The organism is Azospirillum sp. Marseille-Q6669 (assembly GCF_965111635.1).
Genome location: NZ_CBCOOP010000001.1, coordinates 86440 through 106591 on the forward strand (window position 1 = coordinate 86440; position 20152 = coordinate 106591).

Annotated in this window: 16 protein-coding genes and 1 tRNA gene; 11 read left to right on the top strand and 6 right to left on the bottom strand. The window is 69.2% G+C overall.

Annotated elements, in window-relative coordinates; all coding sequences use genetic code 11:
• Window positions 1–17: 17 nt before the first annotated feature.
• Window positions 18–1658: a ShlB/FhaC/HecB family hemolysin secretion/activation protein gene (locus ACWPXE_RS00350; protein ID WP_454016198.1), complete on the bottom strand. Its 1641-nt coding sequence runs from the start codon at window positions 1656–1658 to the stop codon at window positions 18–20.
• Window positions 1659–2285: 627 nt separating this feature from the next.
• Between ACWPXE_RS00350 and ACWPXE_RS00355 the strand changes: the two genes are divergently transcribed.
• The 10 genes from ACWPXE_RS00355 to ACWPXE_RS00400 all read left to right on the top strand — a co-directional run bounded on the left by ACWPXE_RS00355 (window position 2286) and on the right by ACWPXE_RS00400 (window position 14475).
• The gene (locus ACWPXE_RS00355) at window positions 2286–3044 is read left to right on the top strand and encodes a molybdate ABC transporter substrate-binding protein (RefSeq protein ID WP_454016199.1); all 759 of its coding nucleotides are present in this window, start codon (window positions 2286–2288) and stop codon (window positions 3042–3044) included.
• Window positions 3045–3389: 345 nt separating this feature from the next.
• Window positions 3390–3465 (top strand) — tRNA-Trp (locus ACWPXE_RS00360).
• Window positions 3466–4014: 549 nt separating this feature from the next.
• Complete coding sequence (locus ACWPXE_RS00365; protein WP_454016200.1) at window positions 4015–4680, top strand: RNA polymerase sigma factor; 666 nt, start codon at window positions 4015–4017, stop codon at window positions 4678–4680.
• A gap of 74 nt (window positions 4681–4754) precedes the next feature.
• Window positions 4755–5819 (top strand): patatin-like phospholipase family protein, encoded by a 1065-nt coding sequence (locus tag ACWPXE_RS00370; RefSeq protein ID WP_454016201.1) that lies wholly within the window; start codon window positions 4755–4757, stop codon window positions 5817–5819.
• The gene (gene alr / locus ACWPXE_RS00375) at window positions 5816–6997 is read left to right on the top strand and encodes an alanine racemase (protein ID WP_454016202.1); all 1182 of its coding nucleotides are present in this window, start codon (window positions 5816–5818) and stop codon (window positions 6995–6997) included. Before ACWPXE_RS00370 ends, alr begins: the two co-directional genes overlap by 4 nt.
• Window positions 6994–8196, top strand: a complete 1203-nt coding sequence (locus tag ACWPXE_RS00380) for an ABC transporter substrate binding protein (protein ID WP_454016203.1) — start codon at window positions 6994–6996, stop codon at window positions 8194–8196. Before alr ends, ACWPXE_RS00380 begins: the two co-directional genes overlap by 4 nt.
• 2 nt (window positions 8197–8198) lie before the next feature.
• Window positions 8199–10709, top strand: a complete 2511-nt coding sequence (locus ACWPXE_RS00385; protein ID WP_454016204.1) for an MFS transporter — start codon at window positions 8199–8201, stop codon at window positions 10707–10709.
• Window positions 10706–11233, top strand: a complete 528-nt coding sequence (locus ACWPXE_RS00390) for a GNAT family N-acetyltransferase (RefSeq protein WP_454016205.1) — start codon at window positions 10706–10708, stop codon at window positions 11231–11233. The genes ACWPXE_RS00385 and ACWPXE_RS00390 overlap by 4 nt, the downstream gene beginning before the upstream one ends.
• Before the next feature lie 44 nt (window positions 11234–11277).
• Window positions 11278–13419 (top strand): adenylate/guanylate cyclase domain-containing protein, encoded by a 2142-nt coding sequence (locus tag ACWPXE_RS00395; RefSeq protein WP_454016206.1) that lies wholly within the window; start codon window positions 11278–11280, stop codon window positions 13417–13419.
• A gap of 15 nt (window positions 13420–13434) precedes the next feature.
• Entirely contained in the window at window positions 13435–14475 is a 1041-nt protein-coding gene (locus ACWPXE_RS00400) for a TRAP transporter substrate-binding protein (protein WP_454016207.1), read from the top strand.
• Between the two features lie 22 nt (window positions 14476–14497).
• On the opposite strand, the gene ACWPXE_RS00405 is transcribed toward ACWPXE_RS00400, so the two are convergent.
• Window positions 14498–15046 (bottom strand): hypothetical protein, encoded by a 549-nt coding sequence (locus ACWPXE_RS00405; protein WP_454016208.1) that lies wholly within the window; start codon window positions 15044–15046, stop codon window positions 14498–14500.
• 144 nt (window positions 15047–15190) lie between these two features.
• Window positions 15191–16060, bottom strand: coding sequence for a helix-turn-helix domain-containing protein (locus ACWPXE_RS00410; protein WP_454016209.1), 870 nt, complete (start codon window positions 16058–16060; stop codon window positions 15191–15193).
• Window positions 16061–16825: 765 nt separating this feature from the next.
• Between ACWPXE_RS00410 and ACWPXE_RS00415 the strand changes: the two genes are divergently transcribed.
• On the top strand, window positions 16826–18043 hold the full coding sequence (locus ACWPXE_RS00415) for a plasmid replication protein (protein WP_454016210.1): 1218 nt from the start codon (window positions 16826–16828) through the stop codon (window positions 18041–18043).
• Between the two features lie 21 nt (window positions 18044–18064).
• Here ACWPXE_RS00415 and ACWPXE_RS00420 read toward each other — a convergent pair whose 3' ends face one another.
• From ACWPXE_RS00420 to ACWPXE_RS00430, 3 genes are all read right to left on the bottom strand, one after another.
• Window positions 18065–18520 carry a MarR family winged helix-turn-helix transcriptional regulator gene (locus ACWPXE_RS00420; protein ID WP_454016211.1) on the bottom strand — a complete coding sequence of 152 codons (456 nt, stop codon included), beginning with the start codon at window positions 18518–18520 and terminating at the stop codon, window positions 18065–18067.
• A 126-nt stretch (window positions 18521–18646) separates the two neighbouring features.
• The gene (locus ACWPXE_RS00425) at window positions 18647–19066 is read right to left on the bottom strand and encodes an organic hydroperoxide resistance protein (RefSeq protein ID WP_237907404.1); all 420 of its coding nucleotides are present in this window, start codon (window positions 19064–19066) and stop codon (window positions 18647–18649) included.
• Window positions 19067–19248: 182 nt separating this feature from the next.
• On the bottom strand, window positions 19249–19932 hold the full coding sequence (locus tag ACWPXE_RS00430) for a lysozyme inhibitor LprI family protein (RefSeq protein ID WP_454016212.1): 684 nt from the start codon (window positions 19930–19932) through the stop codon (window positions 19249–19251).
• Between the last annotated feature and the right edge of the window lie 220 nt (window positions 19933–20152).

Here is a 20152-nt window from a genome sequence, read left to right on the forward strand (position 1 = left end):
TGTATCCCCCGGCCCTATCAGTATTGCGCAGTGATGTTGAAGAAGACCCGCATGTCCTTGTCGCCCTCGGTCGCGACGCGGCGGGTCAGCGGCTTGTCGATCTCAAGCGTCGCGAAAAGCCGTTCCACGAGGCTGGCGCGCACGCCGCCGCCCACGGAAACCAGCGAATTGCGGCTGTTCTGCTCCAGGCTGGAGCGGTTCCACACCTCGCCGCCGTCGACGAAGCCATAGATCTGGACGGCCTGCGCGAAGGCGTTCTCCGGGACCACCGGCGTGTAGCGCAGCTCCAGCGACCCGGCCCAGCCGCTGTCGCCGGAGATCTCGCCCTCGTCGAAGGCGCGTCCGTAGCTCGGGCCACCCAGCGCGATCTGCTCGCTGGCCAGCAGCGGCGTGCCCGCGGCCTGCATGGTGGCCGTCGCGAAAATGCTGAAGTTGGCCGGGAGTTGCTGCACGCGGGTGATGTCGGCGGTGAGCTTGGTGAAGTCGCTGCGCCCGCGCTCGCGCGATGCGTAGGCCGAGCCAAGCTTCGTCGCGTCAAGGATGTCCAGCCCCTGGTGGACGAGGCCGCGCACCGCAGTGATGCCGTCCCAATTGTCGGTCCGGTCATAGCTGAAACCGCCGCGCAGGATGCGCAGCCGGTCGCGGTTGAAGCGGTCGCCGGAAATGTCGGTGTTCACGTCGCGGTATTCGAACTCGCCGACGGCGCGGAGGTTCTCCAGGCGCGAGCGGATCACCGGATAGCTGAGCGTGCCCACACCCGCGGCCACCCAGCTTTCCACGTCCAGCGGGTCCAGCGTCAGTCCGGGCCGCGACTTGGAATAGGAGCCGGTGGCCGAGAAGGTCAGCCCGTCGCCGGTCACCAGCGCCTGATAGCCGGCGCCGACCGACCAGGCCCGCGACGCCGGAGAGGACACGCGCCCGCTGAGGTTCACCGTGTCGGCGTTCGGCCCGAAGGAGTTCAGCGCCGCCGTCGCGGTGGTCTGGGCGGTGCCGAGATAGGGCGTGTTGCGGTTGCTGAACGACACCAGGGCGTCCACCGCCTTGCGGTCCGTCTTCACCACCACCACCGAGGCGCCGAGCGTGTCCGGCGACGGCTCCAGGCTGGCGCGCACGCTCAGGCCGGCGAGGTCGTTCGCCAGGAGAAGACGGCGCTCGACCTCGGCGACGTTGATCGGCTTGACGCCGCGGAGCGGCTCCACCAGCCGCTTGACCGCGGCCAGCGCCGGGCCGATGTCGTCGGGATAAGTGATGTCGGACACGAAGCCCTCGACCACTTGGAGGCGGAAGGTGCCGTCCTCGATCGTCTGGGCGGGAACGATGACCCGGCTGGTAATGAAGCCGTCGTTGCGGTAGCGGAACTCGATGTCGTTGGCGATCTTGAACAGGTCCGCCACCGACACCTCGCGGCCCAGCATATCTTGGTAAGCGGTCTTGAGGCTGTCCTGGCTGTAGGCGGTGGCGCCTTCGATGGAGACACTCCGCAACGTAAGGCGGTAATTCTCGGCCCCCGCCGGTGCCTCCGCCGCGGGCGCCTTCGGCACCGTCACCGCGCCGCCCGGCACCGAGGGCAGCGGCATCACCGGACGCGGCGCCTCCGGACGCGGTTCCGCACCGGAGGGGAGCTGGGCCGGCAGCTGTTGCGCGAGCACGGGCGCCATCACACCCGCAAGAATGGCACTTGCCGCCAAGAAAGCCCACCAAGGCGCTTTTCTCTTACCCACATCTTCGTTAGGGATGAAGATGAAGGAGGCGGCTTTGGTGGACGAGTTCATTGGACCGGTACCTTCACGCGATGGTCGTTGCTAACCTTTGATTAACGAAGACCCCGTCGGATCTCCATCTGAGGTAGCTATTTTTATCATACGATTTCGGATTGGGTGTTAGTCCTAGTTTGTCGGAATTTGTAACATTCATATCCTTGTCGTAAGCGGTGCTGGGCTGGCGAACCGCATCGCAACACTGCGCCGACCGAGGGCGCTGGGTGCGCACCCCTCGCGGCACGCTTCACTAACGGCAGGGCGTCGAAGCCCGAAGGACTCACGACCGACACGCTTGTCGCATCGGGTTGCCTTGACGGGGAAAAGCTGCGGCATGCAGCCCGGCAAACATGTGTTTTAAGTTGTGGGAAAGACGATGCGCTCCCTGTCCGGCGCTTCCGGATGAACGCGTCCGAAGCGGCCGTGCCGTGACGGGAAGCATTGGTCCTCGCTCTTTTCCACGTCCGCTCCGTGCTCTATGCATAAGAAAAAGGCGTTTGGACACAAGCGGTGCGGACAGGGATCTCCATGAACAAGACGGCGGAGCGGTGGGACGGTGCGGTTCACCTGTTCGCCGCCGGTAGCCTGAAGGCCGCGCTGGGCGAACTGGTCCAGGCGTTCGAAGCGCGGGAAGGCATCCGGATCGCCCCCGTCTTCGCTCCATCCGGTTTGCTGAAGGCACGGCTGCTGCAAAGTGGAGAGAGCGGCCTGTTCGCCTCCGCCAACATGGCCCATCCCCGCGCGCTGGCCGACGTCGGACGCGCGGCGACCATTCGCCCATTCGCCCACAACCGGCTCTGCGCCATCGCCCAGCCGGAGGTGGGGGTCACGGCGGACACGCTGCTCGACCGCCTGCTCGACCCTTCCATCAGGCTCGGCACCTCAACGCCGCAGGCCGATCCCGCCGGCGACTACGCCTGGGAGGTCTTCCGCAAGGCAGAGGCCCTGCGCCCCGGCAGTTTCGCGGCGTTGGACGCGAAGGCGCTGCGGCTCACCGGTGGGCCGGAGAGCGAGGGGCCGCCGGAGGGGCGCGACCCCTACGGCTGGCTGATGGAGCGGCGCAAGGCCGACCTGTTCCTGACCTACCGGACCAACGCGCGGCTCGCGGCCCGGGAGATTCCAGGATTGAGGATCGTCGCCCTGCCGGCGGCGATGGCCGTGGGTGCCGACTATGGGCTGGCCGTCCTGAACGGCACGGACCGCAGGCGGTCGGAAGCGCTCGCCCAGAGCATCCTGTCCCCAGCCGGTCAGGCGATCCTGCTCCGCCACGGCTTCACGAGCCCGTGACGCGGGAGGCGTCACACCCCAACCCTTCCCACGCCAACCATGATTTCTCCGACGTCATTCTTTAAAATTTGACATCGATATTTTCAAATGTGTCGTAATTCTACAAATAGACCGGACTTTTCATTCCGCTTCATGACAATATTACTTCTGTCGGTAAATTTTCACTTCCCATATATCAGGAATGAAGGGCTGGCGGTGGTCCGGCCACGGTCGAGGTGCTTCCCCCAGGTCCTCTTGCCGTCCTGTCTGTGGTGAAAGAGCGTTTCGGGGTGGATCGCAGCAATTTTCCGCTGGTGTGCCGCTCTGAAATCGCCTAAAAGCGGCTTCCCGCTGCAAGGCGGCGACAGGAGTGTAGCTCAATTGGTAGAGCACCGGTCTCCAAAACCGGGGGTTGGGGGTTCGAGCCCCTCCACTCCTGCCATCCGGCAGGTGATTCGGATGGCCCCGCACACCGCGGTACCACCCCCCTGAAATATAGAAATCTGGAAACATTGTCAGGGCGGCGATCGAGCATTCGATCCCTTTGGTTAATACACTTTTATCCTTAAGGCCCTGAACGGCTTGGCGCCGCGTGGCGTTACTGCCCCTATCCCGATCCTTCGCTGCGAACCCATAGAATCGACGCATTCGCCTGCGTGTGCATAGCCATGTCTTGATTATCAAGACATAGTGCGGTTGTGGTCGGATAGGCTTTTTTTTAGATAATATCGTCCGAAATACATAGGTATTTCGAAAAAAAGTATATCCAGTTCGTTCACACGTAGAACTTGGCGAGCGTCCCTTGAGCAAAACGCGCAAGGGACGTCATATGCAGCAAAGAGCGCAACCTTTGGGGGATACCCCCACCGGAACAGCGTTGGATCGGCGGCGGGAACCGAAACGCCCCTGGCCCTCCCTGTCCATGGCCGGATCGCCGCGGCTTCTCTCCCGCACCGGGGAGGATCTCCACGAATTGGACGATTCCGGCCTTTTGGAACGCATCGCAACCGGGGACCAGACCGCCTTCTGGGTCTTCTGGTGCCGCCATTACACCGACCTGTTCTGGACATATCAAAGGTTGTGCAAAGGAAACAGGCAGGAAATCCACGACTGCCTGAGCGGGCTCTGCCTCAGCCTGTCGGATGTCCTGCCCCTCTACGCGCGCTCCATCCTCAACACGCGCACCTGGTTGCGGCGCACCGCCATCAACCATTTCATCGACCGGCACCGCGCCCACCAGCGCCACCCCGTCCTGGTCGGCTCCCTCGTCGAGATCGCCTCCATCGCCGACGGGTCCAGCGGGCGGGACGCCATGGACCCGGAACGCACCAACGCCGACCGTGCCCTGCTGGTCAAGGTCCTGGAGTCGCTCGACGGCATCCGGGACGAGCGGATGCGCCAAGCCGCCCGCATGCGCTTCATTGAGGAACAGCCCTACGCGGACATCGCGGCGGAGCTGTCCATCTCCGAAGAGCTGGCACGCAAGTGGATCCAGCAGATCCGCAGCTATCTGCGCAGCGCCGTTCCCGATCACCGCGACCTGCTGGCGAAACCGCCGCCCGACACCCCGCAGGCGCGGCGCGCCACCAAGCACGGCGTGCTGACCAGAACACGCCCGCCCAAGGCCCCTCCCAAGGTGATGAAACCGGCGCTTTGACCAGCGCCGCACACCCGAGCACGACCCGTCCCATTCCGCCGTCCTCATCAGGACGTCAACGACCGGAGCCATTCATGCCCGACCAGACCATGCCCGCCCCCGCCGTCCAACCCGCCAACCGGAAAGGCGCCAAGCCGATCAACCTCGCGCTCCAGGGGGGCGGCGCCCACGGCTCCTTCACCTGGGGCGTGCTCGACCGCATCCTGGAGGACGGGCGCCTGACCATCGACGGCATCGTCGGCACCAGCGCCGGCGCCATGAACTGCGCCGTCACCGCCTATGGCCTCACCGTCGGCGGTCCCGAGGGCGCGCGGAGCAAGCTGCGCGAATTCTGGCGCCGCATCTCCGACGAGGCGAAGAAGGGGCCGCTCCAGCCGACCCCGCTCGACAAGATGTTCAGCAAGGGGAACATGGACTTCTCCCCGCTCTGGCAGATGTTCGACGCGCTGTCGCGCATGATGTCGCCGTACGAGCTGAACCCGATGAACATGAACCCGCTGCGCGACGTGCTGTCGGACGTGGTGGATTTCAAACGCCTGCGCAAGGCGCCGGCCTGCAAGACCTTCATCGCGGCGACCGACGTCTGCGCCGGCCGGCTGAAGGTGTTCGGCCCGAAAGACATTTCGGTTGATGCGGTCCTCGCCTCGGCCTGCCTGCCCTTCCTGTTCCAGGCGGTGCAAGTCGGCAACGCCTTCTACTGGGACGGCGGCTATTCCGGCAACCCGCCGCTGTTCCCGCTGATCGACCAGTGCGACAGCCGCGACATCCTGATCATCCAGATCAACCCGGTCCGCGTGCCGGTGCCGCCGCGCACCGCCCGCGAGATCATGGACCGCGTCAACACGCTCAGCTTCAACTCCAGCATGATGCGCGAACTGCGCGTCGTCGACTTCGTCTCCAAACTGATCGACTCCGGCGAACTCAGCCCGGAGAAGCACAAGAAGATGCACATCCACACCGTCGACGCCGAAGAGGTCGTGGAGAAGCTGGGCGTCACCAGCAAGCTGAATGCCGACTGGGACTTTCTGATGTACATGTTCGAAACGGGCCGCCATAAGGCCGACGAGTTCCTGGATCAGCACTTCGACAAGATCGGCAGGGAATCCTCGACCGACATCAGCGCGAAGTTCCTTGCATGACGGGAACGCGGACGGGCCGGCGGGGCAGCACCACCGCCTGGGCGGACATCGATCTGCACGCCCTCGGCCGGAACCTGGAACGGCTGCGCCGCGGCCTTCCCCCCGGCCAAGCCGTCTTCGGCGTGGTCAAGGCGGACGCCTACGGCCACGGCGCCGGACCGGTCGGGCGGGCGCTCCAGCGGTTCGGGATCGACGGGCTGGCGGTCGCCGACATGGGCGAGGCCATCACCCTGCGGCGGGCCGGCGTGACGGCCCCCATCCTCGTCATCGACCCGCCGCTGCAAAGCCAGCTGCGGTTGCCCGCCCTGCACCGGCTGGGCGCCACCGTCACCAGCGCGGCGGAGGCGCGGGCGCTCGCCACCGCCGCCAACCGCGCCGGACGAACGGTCGACGTGCATGTCCGGGTGAACACCGGCTTCGCCGGCTTCGGGGCACCGCGGGCGGACCTGACCGACCTGCTGGCCGCGGTTGCCGGCGCGCCGGCGCTGCGGCTGGAAGGGCTCTACACCCACCTGTCCGGCGCCTATGGTCCTTACGAGGACGGAGGCCTGGCGGAACTGGAGCGGTTCGGCGAGGCGGTCGAGGCGGTGCGGGCAACCGGACTGCTGCCGCCGCTGGTCCACGCGCTCAGCAGCGCGGCGCTCGGCCGGCCTCTGCTGACCGAGGCCGCGGCGCGTATCGGCTGCACGGCGGTGCGGTGCGGCGCCGCCCTGTTCGGCATCCGCATGGTGGATGGGGAGTTGCCCCTCCCCCTCGCTCCGGTGATGAGCGTGAAGGCCCGCGTTACCCGTGTAACGGCGCTGGAGTTGGGCGACGTCGCCGATTACGCCGCCGCCAGCGCGGCGCCCCGGCGCACGCCGGTGGCGGTCCTGCCCTTCGGCTTCTCCGACGCCCACCACCTGCACCGGCTGGCCGGCGGGGTCCTGCTGATCCGGGAACGCCCGGCGCCGGTCCTCGGCCGCCCCTTCATGAGCAGCCTGCTGGCCGACCTGACGGACGTACCCGGCGTCCAGCCGGGCGACGAGGCGGTCCTGATCGGGCGGCAGGGCGATCACCGGATCACCGTGGAGGACATCGCGGCACGGTCCGGGCTGCGCCCCAGCGCAATCCCGCTTCTCGGGCCGCGGATCGTCCGTCGCTACCGGTCGAGCGCCGCAAGGGAGGACCAAACGGAATGAGCCCCGCCACCCCGCCATTCGACTATCGAGCCCTTGCGGACAAAACCGGAGCCGCGGCGATCACCCGCCGCGGCTGGATGGCCGGCGCCGCTGCCGCCAGCCTCGGCGCCCTCTGCCCGTCGCCGGCGGTCCCGGCCGCCCCCCGCCCGCTCCCGTCGGTCCGGGACGTGCCGCGGCGCTGGCGTGTCGGCTACGCGGAATCCATGCCCTACGGCAATTACGCCGCGACGCTCGCCGCCATCCTCGGCGAGTTGGAGCGGATGGGCTGGACCGGCGCGCTGACCGGCATGCCCTACCGTCCGGGCCAGACCGACACCGCCGCCCTGTGGTCCTGGCTGGCCGCCCGCGCCGGCAGCCCAGTCCTGGACTTCGTCGCCGATGCCCACGTCACCAACCTGACGCCCGACGGCGCCGCCGCGCTGGTGACGCGTCTGCACCAGACGCGCGACATCGACCTGATGATCGTCATGGGGACGGTCGCCGGCGTCGCCCTGGCGACCGACGCGCATCGTGTGCCGGTCCTTGCCTTCTCATGCACCAATCCGATCGCCGCCGGAATCGTCGAGTCAGAGGCCGACACGGGACGCGACCATGTGTGGGCGCATCTCGACCCGCGACGGTTCCAGCGCCAGCTGTCCATCTTTCACAAGACTTTTCAGTTCCGGCGGCTGGGCATCGCCTACGACGACAGCCCCACCGGCCGCGCCATCGCCTCGCTGCCCGACATCGAGGCTGCCGCCGGACGGATCGGATTCGAGCTGGTGGAGCGGCACGTCCGCGCGCCGATCGACCATCTCGACCAATACCGCTACGAGGTCGAGCTGACCGCCGCCTGGGAGGCGCTGTCGCGCGACGCGGATGCCGTCTACATCACCTACGGTCGCTGGCCGCTGGACCGTTTCACCTCGCTGGCCCGGCCCTTCCTGAAACAGCGCATCCCGACCTTCTCGCAGCTCGGCCCCGAGGAGGTGGAGCGCGGCGCGCTGATGAGCATCGCCCGCGCCGACATGGCGGGCATCGGCCATTTCGGCGCCGCCACCCTCGCCCGCGTCACGGCCGGCGAGCCGCTGCGCCACCTGCCGCAGGTCTATTTCGACACGCCCTTCATCGCCTGGAACGCGGCGACGGCGGCGGCCATCGGCTACCGCATCCCCTTCCCGGCGCTGCTGGCGGCGGATTCACTGCACGGAGTGCTCTAGCCATGGCCTCACCCGGCGCCCCGTCCAGCCGTTCCGGCCCCCTCCGCGCCTTCCTTGTGTCCGTTCTGCTGGTGGGGGTGACGCTGGCCTTCAGCCTGAGCATCAATCTCGGCTCCTTCCGCCAGAACTACGCGGGCACGCTGATGGCCGCCTTCGCGGTGGTCGGCGGCAAGACCGTGGAGAACATCCAGGACGCGCTGGGCTACGGCAAGCCATTGGACGACTTCTATGGGCTGGAGGCGATCCTCGACCAGCTCGCCGCCAATCTGCCCTGGGCGCGGGGAATCGGGGTGGCGGTGGCGGACGGGCGCGTCGTCGCCATCGCCAGGGGGCGGCCCGTGGAGCCGATGGCGGAAGCCACCCTACGCCGCGCCCGTGCCGAGCTGGAGCGGCGCCCCCACTGGTTCCGGCACGACGCCGACCGCGGGTCCTACGTCCTCTATCTGCCGATCCGCAATCCTGGCGAGGCCGAGCGGGACGGCCGGCACGCCGACGCTCCCGTCGGCTTCCTCATCATCCAGTCCGACAGCGGCAGGGTGGACGACCGGGTGGAGGAATTCCGCGACCGTACCCTGCCGCAGCTCCTGTGGACGGGTCTGGGGACGGTCGGCTTCCTCGGCCTGACCGGCCTTGCCATGGCCTTCGGGCTGCGCCGCGCATCGGAGGGGCGCCGGGTCCGGCTGGAGCGCCTGCGCCGGCTGCTGGCGCTCGGCGCGATGCTGGCCGCCCAGACCGCGGCGGCGGCGGAATGCTACACGGTGATCTCCACCGCCCATCTGGAGGCCGCCGAACAGGCGACCCAGATCGTCGCCCGGATGATCCGCAACGACGTCGAGTCGGTGGTCCGGCGCGGACTGGACTATGGGTCGCTGGCCGGGATGGACGGCTATTTCGAGCGCATCCGCGCCAGCATGCCCACCCTGCAATCCATCGAACTGGCCATGCCCGGCGCAAGCCCGCCGGCGCACGACGGACGCCACATGGTGACCGGCGTTCCCTTCCTGTCGGACATGCCGGACGTGACGCTGCGCTGGCCGCTCGCCCAGGACCGCGGCGGCGAGTCGCGCAAGCTGGTGGCCGTGGTGGACGGCGACCGGGTTGCCGCCCAACTGACCGAGTTCGGGCTGGACATGGCGACCATCCTCGTCACCTCGCTTCTGTTCATGTTCGAGATGGACCGTGCGCTCGGCGGACGGACGCGGATGGCCCATCGTTCGGGCGATGGCCGCGCCGCGGCGGGTGAGACCGGCGATTTCGCCGGCTTCATCCGCTTCTCGGCCTTTCTGATGTATTTCGGCGCCTTTCTGCCGGTGTCCTTCGTCCCGCTGCTGATGACCAGCTTCGGCGGGGAGCCCTTTCCCTTTCTGTCCCCGTCCCAGATCGCCGCGGCGCCGCTGACGGCGGAGATGCTGTGCGGGGTCGCCGCGGCGCTGGCCGCCGGACGGTTGACCGGGCGGCTCGGCTGGCGGGCGGTCTCGCTGACCGGTTTCGCCGCTGCGGGGGCGGGAATGGCGCTGGCCGCTGTGGCGGCGATGACCGCCGACCCGCTGCTGTTCGTCCTGGCCCGCGGGCTGAGCGGGGCGGGCAGCATGGCCGGACTCATCGCCGCGAACGCCCTGATCGGGCGGCTGCGCGGGGTTTCGGATGGTTCCGCTCTGCAACCCGGCCTGTTCGCCGGCATGTACGCCGGGGTGAATTGCGGGGCCGTGTCGGGCGCCCTGCTCTCCACCACCTACGGACCGGTGACGGTGTTCGCCGCGGGCGCCCTGATCCCGTTGGCAGGGCTGCTCTACACCGCTTCCGGCATTCCCCGCCTGCCCGGAACCGTCCCGCCGGATGCCGCGCAATGCGCGCCTGCGGCGGTTCCCTCGCCCGGCAGCGCGACGGTCCACCCGCGGCATCGGCGCATCAAGGTGCCGCTGTTCCTGGCGCTGATCTCCCTGCCCACCGCGGTGGCGGCGATGTTCCTGCCCTTCTATCTGCCGCTGTTCATCGCGGATCTCGGCCTGTCGTCGGCGACGGTGGGCCGCGCCTACCTGCTGCACGGTCTGTGCGTCGTTCTGGCCGGTCCGCTGCTGACCCGCATGGCGGCGCGGCGCCTGCCGATTCCGGGGGTGACGCTGCTGTCCGCGGCGCTGATCGCCGGGGCGCTGGCCCTGTTCGGTCTCCAGGCGTCGCTGTGGACGGCCTTCGCCGCCGTGTTCGCGATCGGCCTGGCGGAGAGCTTCGGCTTGTCCGCCCAGATGCGCCACGTCGAGCTGCTGGCGGCGCGCGAGGCGCGGCGGCGCGATTCCGTGCTGGCCCTGCACGTCAACACCCGCAAGCTGGGACAGGCCGCCGGACCGCTGCTGTTCGGCACGCTGGCCGCCGCCGTCCCGCTGGGCGCCGGACCGGAGGGGGTGGGCCTGATCGGCGGGCTTCTGGCCGGCAGCCTGCTGCTCTTCGCCCTGCTGACGTGGCGGCGGACCGTCCCGCACCGCACAGCGCGCCAGCGGACGGAGGGCCGGCGATGAGCGGCCTGCGCTTCGCCCTTCTGGCGCCGGATGCGCTGGGCGCCGTCCTGGCGCTGCAGCGGGAGGCCTGCGGCCCGCTGATGCACCCGCTGGGCGAGGCCGAGCTGTCGGACATGCTGGGAGGGCCGCACAGGGGTCATGGGGCGGTGCTCGGCGCGCTGACCGACGACGCGCTTGCCGCCTTCCTCGCCGTGCAGTTTCCCGGTCAGGCCGACCACAATCTGGGCCGCGACTACGGCCTTCCCGACGGGGACCTCGACCGGGCGCTGCACTTCACCGGCATCCTCGTGCATCCGGACCGGCGCGGGCAGGGCCTGCACCGGCGCCTGATCGAAACCGCCGCCCAAGGGGTGCTGCCGCCGGACCGGCACCGCTACTGGTTCGCCACCGTCCGGCCCGAGAACACGGCCAGCGTGCGCGGAATGCTGTCGGTCGGCATGCATGTCTTCGCGCGCAAGCCCAAGCACGACGGCCATGACCGCCTCCTCTTCGTCCGCGACCTGTCCGCCCCGGCCGGCGGCTGAGGCTCCTCTTGTCACCGCAATATTGGCCTTCCGGAGACCGCCCGATGTCCCAAACGCCGTACCGGATACGCCTGCGCGTGGGAATCGCGCTGGTCTTCCTGCTGACGACGGTGCCGCTGATCGCGGTGATGCTCAGCTATCTCTACCACGAGAACTCCCGCACCGCGCTGGAGGTGGCGTCGCAGTCCATCGCGCGCACCACCCAGACGGTCACCAACGACCTGAACGGTCTGGTCAGCCCGGTGGCCCGTGTCGCCGAGGCGATGGCCGGGTTCGGGCGGATCGACCGCAACGGGCTACGGCGCATCGAATCGCTGCGCTACTTCTCCGACGCCCTGGCCACCCTGCCGCAGCTCGCCTCGCTCTATGTCGGTTTCGCCGGGGACGGGGCGTTTTTCCAGATGGCGCGGCTGGCGCCCGACGGCGGACGCTTCGGACCCGCCGCGCCGCCGCCGGGCAGCGCGCTCGCCCTGCGCATGCAGGATTCCAGTTCGGGCCGGTTCGCCGACTCCTATTTCTATCTGCGCTCCTGGGGGCAGGTCACCGGCGTGGAGCGGACGGAGGCGACGGAGGACCCGCGCACCGCCCCCTGGTACGTGGCGGCTCAGAAAGCGGTTGTGGCGGTGATGTCCGACGCCTTCGTCCTGCCGGCGACCCGGCGGCCGGTGGTCACCGTCTCTTACCGGATGGCCACCGACGACGGGGTGCCCATCGGCACCATCGGGGCCGACGTCTCGCTGGACCGGCTGGCGGCCCGGCTGGACGCCCTGCGCATCGGGTCGTCCGGCGCGGTGTTCGTGATCGACGGCGCCGGGCGGGTGATCTGCCACAACCGGGCCGACCTGCTGGTCGGCGGCGACGGCGCGACGGCGGCCCTCCACACCACCGCGACCTTCCCCGACCCGGTGCTGGCCGAGGCGGTGGAGCGCCGCCGCGACGGTGCCGGCGACCGCTTTATCGCCCCGCTGGGGCCGCAGGGCCGCGACTACATCGTCGAGTTCGCGACCCTGGCCGACGGGATCGGCAGCGGCTGGACCGTCGGCGTGGCGGTGGAGGTGGACGAGTTCGTCGGCTCCCTGCGCCGCGCCACCTACCGCATCGTCGTGATCGGCGCCGGCCTGCTGGCGGTGTCGGTCCTGCTGCTGCTGTGGCTGTCGCACCGGTTGACCCGCCCGATGCAGGACATCGTGTCGGAGACCAAGCGCATCCGCCATTTCGACTTGAACGGCCGCTTCGCCGTCCGCACCCGCGTGCAGGAGGTGGCGGAGCTGGCCGGCGCCGTGGAGGCCATGAAGGGCGGCCTGCGCCGCTTCGGCGCCTATGTCCCCAAGGCGCTGGTGCGCGACATCATCGTGACCGGCGACGGCGGAGAGCTGGGCGGCGAGACGCGTCCCCTCAGCATCCTGTTCAGCGACATCGCCGGCTTCACCGCGACCAGCGAAGCCATGCCGCCGCAGCAGGTCCTGGACCGGCTGACCACCTATTTCGAGCGGATGACCGCCTGCATCCACGGCCATGGCGGCACGGTGGACAAGTTCATCGGCGACGCCATCATGGCCTTCTGGAACGCCCCGCGCCCCGACCCGGACCATGCGGAGCATGCCTGCCTTGCCGCTCTCGGCTGCCTGTCGGTCAACCGCGCCATCAACGACGCCTGCCTCGCCGCCGGCATGCCGCCGATGCCCACCCGCTTCGGCCTGCATCTGGGGGAGGTGGTGGTGGGCAACGTCGGCTCCTCCGACCGCATGCAGTACACCGCACTCGGCTCCCACGTGAATCTCGCCTCGCGCATCGAGGGGCTGAACAAGGTCTACGGCACCAGCATCCTGGTCACCGGGGCGGTGGAGCACGCGGTGCGCGGGCGCTTCCTGTTCCGGCCCGTCGATCTCGCCGTGCCCTCGGGCCTGTCGGCGCCGATCGAGCTGTTCGAACTGGTCGGCGCGCTCGACCCGCATTCGGCCTTCGCCCGCCCGCCGGAGACTCACGACCTCTGCCGCCAGTGGCACGTCGCCGTCTCGCTCTACCGCAGCCGGCGCTGGGCGGCCGCGCTGGACCTGCTGCGGCCGCTGGCCGACGAGCCGGAGGTGGCGGCGCTGGCCCGGCTCTACATCGCGCGCTGCGAGCGGCTGATCGCCGACCCGCCCGGCGACGGCTGGGACCCCGCCGAGCATTTCAAGACCAAGTAGCCAGAAGAGGACGCGATGAAAAGCAGATGGACGGCGCGGCTGTTGGCCGCCTGCACGGTACTGGCGCTGGCGTTCGCCGCCGCCGGGGTGTCCGCCGAGACGGTCATCAAGCTGGCCCACCCCAACCGCAACGACGCCTTCGACAACACCGCCGGGGCCATGGCGATCGTCTTCAAGAACCATGTTGAGGTGGCGACCGAAAAGCGCGTGCGCGTGGAGATCTTTCCCGAGGGCCAGATGGGCCGCGACGGCGACGCGGTGAAGCTGGTCCGCCAGGGGACCATCCAGTCGGCCATCTCCTCGGTCGGCGGGGTGGCGCCGCTCTACCCGATGCTGGCGGTCATCGATCTGCCCTTCGCCTATTCCTCGGTCGCCAACGCCTACGACGTCTTTGACGGCCCCTTCGGCCACCGGCTGGCCGAGGAGATCCGGCGCAAGGCGGGCCTCGCCGTGCTGGGCTTCGGCGATCCGGGCGGGCTGTTCACCATCACCAACTCCAAGCGCCCGATCCGCCAGCCCGAGGACATGAAGGGGCTGAAGATCCGCACCATGGATCTGGAGACGCACCGCACCATGATCGGCAGCCTGGGCGGCACGCCGGTCAACGTCGCCTGGTCGGACCTCTACAACGCTCTGGGCACCGGCGCGGTGGACGGCCAGATGAATCCGGTGCCGATCGTCCGCTTCGCCCGCTTCGACGAGGTGCAGCGCCACCTGACGCTGAGCAACCACCTGTTCCTCCCCTATGTTTGGGTGATGAACGCCAAGTTCCTGGACGAGCTCGCCCCCAGCGACCGTGCGGCCGTGATGAACGCCGCCCGGCTGGGCGTCGTCGCCAGCCGCGGTCTCAGCCGCCTGATCGAATCCTCCGACCGCGGCCTGCCGCCGCTGACCCAGCGCATGGAGGTCCACACGCTGACCCCGCGCGAGGCGGAGGCGTTCCGCAAGGTGACCCAGCCCGCGGTGCGGCAGGCCATCGAGCGGCGCTTCGGCGCCGAGGGCGTGGAGATGCTGGCCGCCTTCGAACGGGCGATCCGCGAGGAGCGGACGCCGTAGGCGACGCAGCCGGACGGTCAGTTCATCCCATCCGCCGGACCGCTCCCCCGACCAGCGCGCGCAGCCGGCCGGTGCGGCCGTGGTCCGTCCCCTCGCCCGCCCCGTCTCCGGACGCGCTTCCCGCCGCCGCAATCACCGACAGCCGCCGCGCCAGCGCCCATTCCGGTGCGCAGGCCTCCTCGCACAGCGCCCGCATCTCCGCGATGGACGGGCGCCATTTCTGCGTCCGGCGCCAGGTCCGCGCCGCCGCATCGACCGCCCAGGCCGGGAACTCGCCGAGATCCTCCGCCCAGTCGAGCGCGACCAGATGCTCCACCTCCGGCGCGGTTCCCTTGGCCGGGTAGTGGCTGAGCAGGGCCAGGACGCGGGCCAGCAGATGGTCCGGCGACGCCGGGGCCAGGATGGTGCCGGTCAGCTCGTCGAGCGCGCGCCGCGCCATCAGCGCGTGCTGGGCGGTCATCCCGTCGGGTGGGCTCCAGTCTTCCGTCACCCCGTCGAAACCGCGGTCGCCGAAGCGCGGGCGGCGCTCCAGCCGTCCGGAGCCGAGGACGTCCCGGAGGGGGCCCGGCAAGGCTGAAACCAGCGTGGCGCGGCGCTCGGCCGCGGGGGAGGACGGGTCGAAGGCCGGCGGTGGACGGGTTGGCAAGGGAGTCACGACCGATGGGCTTGGAACCCCGGGCGGGACGGAACGCGACTGTGCGGCCATGGTGTGTCCTTACCTCCAGACGGGTTTGCGGGCTTGCGGGCCGTGGTCCTGGGCCGCGTTGAGCTTCGCCGCGGCGGCCATCCAGGCGCCGAGTTTCTGTTCGGGAACGAGGACGTTGGATGCCGGCCTTGCGGGGGTGCCGGGCGCTGTCGGCCGGAGCATCGGCGCCTTGCCGGCGGCGGCGTCCTGCGTCAGCCAGGCTTTCCAGGCGGCCCCAGTGTCGCGGTAGCGGTAACCGTGGGCTTGGCAGCGCAGGCGGAATCCTTCGGCGTGACGGTCGAGATCCACCCCGGCGAAGCGGCGTTCGGCCCAAGCGCGGTCTCCGGCATCGGGCGTCCAGCTGTCCGGCACGGCTTGCGCAGGGCCGCGCGAGGTGTGCGAGTCCAGAGTCTGTTCAGATTCCGGCTGTTTCTGTCGCACTGGCGCACATGGGGAGTCGGCGGGAGCGACATCCTTGGCCGGCGTCTGCACAGGGGGCATCGCGGCTTGGTCGCACGCTGCACCGGCCGCCGGAATCGGTCCGTCGACGGCGGCCAACCGCAGCCGGTACAGGCAGGACAGCCGCCCGCCCGAGGCGGAGCGGCGGGACTCCCTCGCGATCACCCCGGATTCGGCGAGATGGCCGAGGATTCGATTCACCGTGCTGCGGCTGCGCTTCAGCGCGGTGGCGAGAGTCGCCTGGGACGGCCAGCATTCGCCGCGGGCGTTGGCGTAGGTCGCCAGCGCCGCCAGCACGGCCAGACCGTCGGCATCGATGGCGGGGTGGCCGAGCCACCAGGCGGGAATCCGGCCCCACCGCCCGTTGTCCGCGGGCGGGCCGGATTCTCGTAGGGCGTCATCCGGTGGGGTGTCGATGGGTGTGTCGTCGCGGGGTGTCATGGTGCGGTCTCCGCAAGGCTGTCGGGACCGGCTCCGCACGGAAGGCGGGCCGGTGGCTTTGCGGATCAGGATTCCCAGCGGCGCACGCTTCTTCAAACCGCGGGCAATCACTCCATAGCCGGGCATGGAGCGGTAACCCGCACCGTTGAAGCCCTGGCCCGCGCTCCTGGAGCCTTTGCCCGCCGTCATGGAGCGATAGCCCGCGCTTCATCGCCGAATCGGAATCCTGGAGTGGAAACCCGCGCCCTTGGAGCGATAGCCCGCGCTTCTGGAATCCCGGCCGTTGGAGCCATAGGCCGCGGCTGGCGCGCGGGAGTATGGAGCAACAGCCCGCGCTTTGGACTAGGTCCACCCGCCCACCTTGGAGCGATAGCCCGCGGTTATGGAGCGATAGCCCGCGCTTGGCCGTGTTCACCCGCCCAAGGCTGGTCATCCGGCGGCGAGCACAGGATGGAGCTTTTGCTCGCGCTTCACCGAACCGACCCATGGAGTTCCGACTCGCGGGGGGACTCGCGGTCATGGAGTGATAGCCCGCACCCTGGTTCCCGCCGGGGCGGAGCGATTCGCATCGGGTGGCGGAGTCGCCCGCAGAGTCGAAGGATCTCAACGCCGTGCCGGAAAAGCGCGGGCTGTTGCTCCATAACCGCGGGCTATCGCTCCATGGGCGCGGGCAAAGGCTCCATACCGAAGGAGGTCGCCCGTCACGAAGCGGTTGTCAGCGCGCGCCTCCCGCCGCATGGTCATTGCCGGGCAAGGAGGGATTGGATGAGCAAGATCGCGACACCCGGCGCGCTGCAACTGGTTCTGTTCGAGCTGGAGGACCGCTCCCAGTCGCACCTGATCGCGCTGTACGATCTGGCACCGCGCTACGTCTTCGCCTCGCGCGACGGCGGACGGTCCGCGGAGACCGCGCCGGCGAAGGGCAACTTCGTCGCGTCGATCAAGCGCGAGTTCACCTACCACGGCAGCACCTTCCACCTGACCATCCAGCCCGCCCGTCTGACCAGGATGGTCAACCGCGACGACGCGGCCGCCCAGGCCGACGGCCAGACCGAGATCGAATACGAGGTCTTCCCCGCCGAGCGCGAGCAGGTGGTGGAGCATGTGGTGCGCCGCCTCGCCATGGACCGCTCGCGCCTGTCGCTGGGCGGCGAGAACCGCGACAAGGTCCAGATGCGCTTCACCCTCTACGAGATCCAGCGCGAGCTGAAGGCGGTCGGCCACACCCTGTCGATCCGCGACATCCGCGAATCGCTGACCATCCTGGCGCGCTCGCGCATCATCATCGGCAAGCCGGCGGAGGGGGTGAAGAAGGGCCGCGGGGCCAACCTGCTGGAATCCACGGCCTTCCCGGTGCTGGCCATCCGCTCCCGACCCGACCTGATCGGCGACGAGGGGGGCGACGAGGAAACCCACCTGCAGTTCAACCCGCTGGTCTCCTCGGCCATCCGGAACCTGGAGTTCAAGCCGGTCAGCTACCAATGGCTGATGCGGCTGAAAAGCCCGGTCTCCCGTTGGCTCTACAACCGTCTGAGCGCCGAGTACGACTATTCGGGGGCGGAGGCGCCGGGCGATCTGGGCGCCAGGGCGATGACCCTGTCGGCGGACGAGATCATCAAGAACAGCGGCATGAATGTGTGGAGCCGCCGCCGCGACACGCTGCGCGCGGTGACCTCGGCGGTGGACGCCTTGGTCGAGGAAGGCATCCTGACCAGCGCGGAGAAGCTCTACGACAAGGTGGGCGCCCGCATCGAGGGGATCACCTACGTGATGTTGCCCAGCGCCAAATTCCTCGCCCAGGTGCGCAAGGCGCAGGCGGTGGAGAGCGCCAACGTGGCGGCCATGCGGGCGATCACCGGCGACGACCGCCGGCCCACCGATTTCGTGCCGGTCACTCCCGCCGCGACGGTGGAGACCCGCGCGCGCCGCGCCAAGCGGCTGACCGAGGAGCCGCCGCGTCTGCCAATGGCCGAGGCCGGCTGACGAGAGCCCCCGCGGCCGGGTTCAATCCCGGTCGGCGGCGGCGTTCAGTGAGTCGCGCAAGCTCAGGAGGGCGTCGCGCAGACCGGCGAGGTCGGGCAGCGGACAGTTCGCCGCCGCCGCGATGTGCTCCGGCAGCGCCGTCGCCCGGTCCCGTAGCGCGGTGCCTTGCGGAGTCAGGTGGATGCGCACCAGACGCTCGTCCGCCGGGTCGCGCCTGCGGGTGACCAGCCCCTGCCCTTCCAGCCGTTTCAGCAGCGGGGTCAGCGTGCCGCTGTCGAGCAGCAGCCGTTCCCCCAGCGCCTTCATGGTCTGGCCGTCCTGTTCCCAGAGGAGGAGCATGACCAGATACTGCGGGTAGGTCAGCTCCAGCGCCTCCAGCAGCGGGCGGTACACCCGCGTCATCGCCAGATTCGCCGAATAGAGGGCGAAGCAGGCTTGGTTGGCCAGAAGCAGCGGGTTGTCGTTCTCGGTGCTCATCGTTCGGGAGTTCCCAGCCAGGGACGCGTCGCGGGCTTGTTGCGCGCGACCCCATAGCGCATGGGGATATGGCACGCAACACGCCCGCGAGCATGAAACCCTGTTATGTGCCTGGTGACGCGCCCTTTAAGCGATGGCCGTGTTCACCGTGATGTTGCCCTTGGTCGCGTGACTGTAAGGGCAGACCTTGTGGGCGCGGGCCACCAGATCCTCGGCCGCCGCCTTGTCCAGGCCGGGCAGCGACACGGTGAGGTCCACCGCGATGCCGAAGCCCTCGCCGTCGTCGCGCGGGCCGATGCCGACCTGAGCGGTCACCGTCACGTCCGCGGGAACGGTGATCTTGTCGCGGTTGCCGACGAACTTCATGGCGCCGAGGAAGCAGGCCGAATAGCCGGCGGCGAAAAGCTGCTCGGGGTTGGTGGCGCCGCCCTTGCCGCCCAGCTCCTTCGGGGCGGCCAGCGCCACCGACAGCAGGCCGTCGTCGGTCTCCGCCTTGCCGTCACGCCCGCCGGTGGCCGTCGCCTTGGTCGTGTAGAGAATCTTCATTGCGTGCACTCCTTCGAACAGATGGATCGTTTCGATCGGGGAAGCGGGTTGCCGCTTGTTGTCGAGAAGGACTATCACGCACAATTGAATTGCGCGCAATATGATTGACTATGCGCAATTGAATTGTGCGCAATGCATCGTCGGAATGGCGTCGCGGCACGCGCTTCGCAAGGCGGCGCGGATCAGGGAGCGCGCCGGTAGGTCCAGATGAAGCTGCCGTTGTGGCCGCACCAGTAGCCGCTGGCGGCGCGGTTGGGCTCCAGGTCGGGGATGATGACCTCGCCTTCCTCCTCGGCGACCAGGATCAGGCCGCCGCCCTCCGCGTCGGGGGTGCCGACCGTCAGCCGTCCCTGGTCGTCCAGCCGCCCGATGCCGGAAAAGTCGCACACCCAGCGTCCCGCCGTGGGTTCGGCGCCGCTGACGCTGACGGCGATGGTCCCGTTGCGCAGGGCGATGGCGGCGATACCCATGAACCCCTGATGGTCGAAGCGGCCGACATAGCGACCGACGGGCGACGGCGGTGTGACCGGATCGGTGCGGAAGGACAGGACCACCACCCGCCCGTCATAAGCGCGGCGCAGGCAGGCCGCGTCGGCGCCGCAGGAGTCGCGCTCGCGCAGCCACGCCCGCTGGTCGGCCTTCACGGCGGCACCGGCGGTGCCCTCCTCCGGGCTGGCGCCCGACAGCCGCTCCAGGGCGGCGCGGTAGGTCGCGGCCAGCCGCTCGTCCAGAGCGGAGAGCGCCGGATCGGCGCAGATGGCCTTTTCCGTCGGGGTGGCGGCCTTGGAGCAGGGAAAGCCCGCCGCTGCGGCGGTGGCGGTCGGCAGCGCCAGGAGAGCAAGGGCGAGCAGCGCTGGGCGAAGCATGCGGGTTCCCCTTCGACGGAATCCCCTTCCTTCGAGGGGCGGGTCTCGACCCTGCCGCGGCGGTGGAGTGCGGTCAACCCGTCCTCGGCGATCATCCAGTCCGGTGCGTTCCTGTCAGGCCGCGAAGGCAGGAAATCCGCGCTTCGCAGCGCTGCGGAAGTCTCCACTGTCACAGCGCTGCGATGAAGTCTTTTAACAGCGCTGCGAAGACTTGTGTTCT

Excerpts from the sequence above, each read along its gene's own strand:
- ACWPXE_RS00350 (WP_454016198.1), bottom strand. The coding sequence starts at position 1,658 with ATGGCGCCCGTGCTCGCGCAACAGCTGCCGGCCCAGCTCCCCTCCGGT.
- ACWPXE_RS00355 (WP_454016199.1), top strand. The coding sequence starts at position 2,286 with ATGAACAAGACGGCGGAGCGGTGGGACGGTGCGGTTCACCTGTTCGCC.
- ACWPXE_RS00370 (WP_454016201.1), top strand. The coding sequence starts at position 4,755 with ATGCCCGACCAGACCATGCCCGCCCCCGCCGTCCAACCCGCCAACCGG.
- alr (WP_454016202.1), top strand. The coding sequence starts at position 5,816 with ATGACGGGAACGCGGACGGGCCGGCGGGGCAGCACCACCGCCTGGGCG.
- ACWPXE_RS00380 (WP_454016203.1), top strand. The coding sequence starts at position 6,994 with ATGAGCCCCGCCACCCCGCCATTCGACTATCGAGCCCTTGCGGACAAA.
- ACWPXE_RS00385 (WP_454016204.1), top strand. The coding sequence starts at position 8,199 with ATGGCCTCACCCGGCGCCCCGTCCAGCCGTTCCGGCCCCCTCCGCGCC.
- ACWPXE_RS00390 (WP_454016205.1), top strand. The coding sequence starts at position 10,706 with ATGAGCGGCCTGCGCTTCGCCCTTCTGGCGCCGGATGCGCTGGGCGCC.
- ACWPXE_RS00395 (WP_454016206.1), top strand. The coding sequence starts at position 11,278 with ATGTCCCAAACGCCGTACCGGATACGCCTGCGCGTGGGAATCGCGCTG.
- ACWPXE_RS00400 (WP_454016207.1), top strand. The coding sequence starts at position 13,435 with ATGAAAAGCAGATGGACGGCGCGGCTGTTGGCCGCCTGCACGGTACTG.
- ACWPXE_RS00410 (WP_454016209.1), bottom strand. The coding sequence starts at position 16,060 with ATGACACCCCGCGACGACACACCCATCGACACCCCACCGGATGACGCC.
- ACWPXE_RS00415 (WP_454016210.1), top strand. The coding sequence starts at position 16,826 with ATGAGCAAGATCGCGACACCCGGCGCGCTGCAACTGGTTCTGTTCGAG.
- ACWPXE_RS00420 (WP_454016211.1), bottom strand. The coding sequence starts at position 18,520 with ATGAGCACCGAGAACGACAACCCGCTGCTTCTGGCCAACCAAGCCTGC.
- ACWPXE_RS00425 (WP_237907404.1), bottom strand. The coding sequence starts at position 19,066 with ATGAAGATTCTCTACACGACCAAGGCGACGGCCACCGGCGGGCGTGAC.
- ACWPXE_RS00430 (WP_454016212.1), bottom strand. The coding sequence starts at position 19,932 with ATGCTTCGCCCAGCGCTGCTCGCCCTTGCTCTCCTGGCGCTGCCGACC.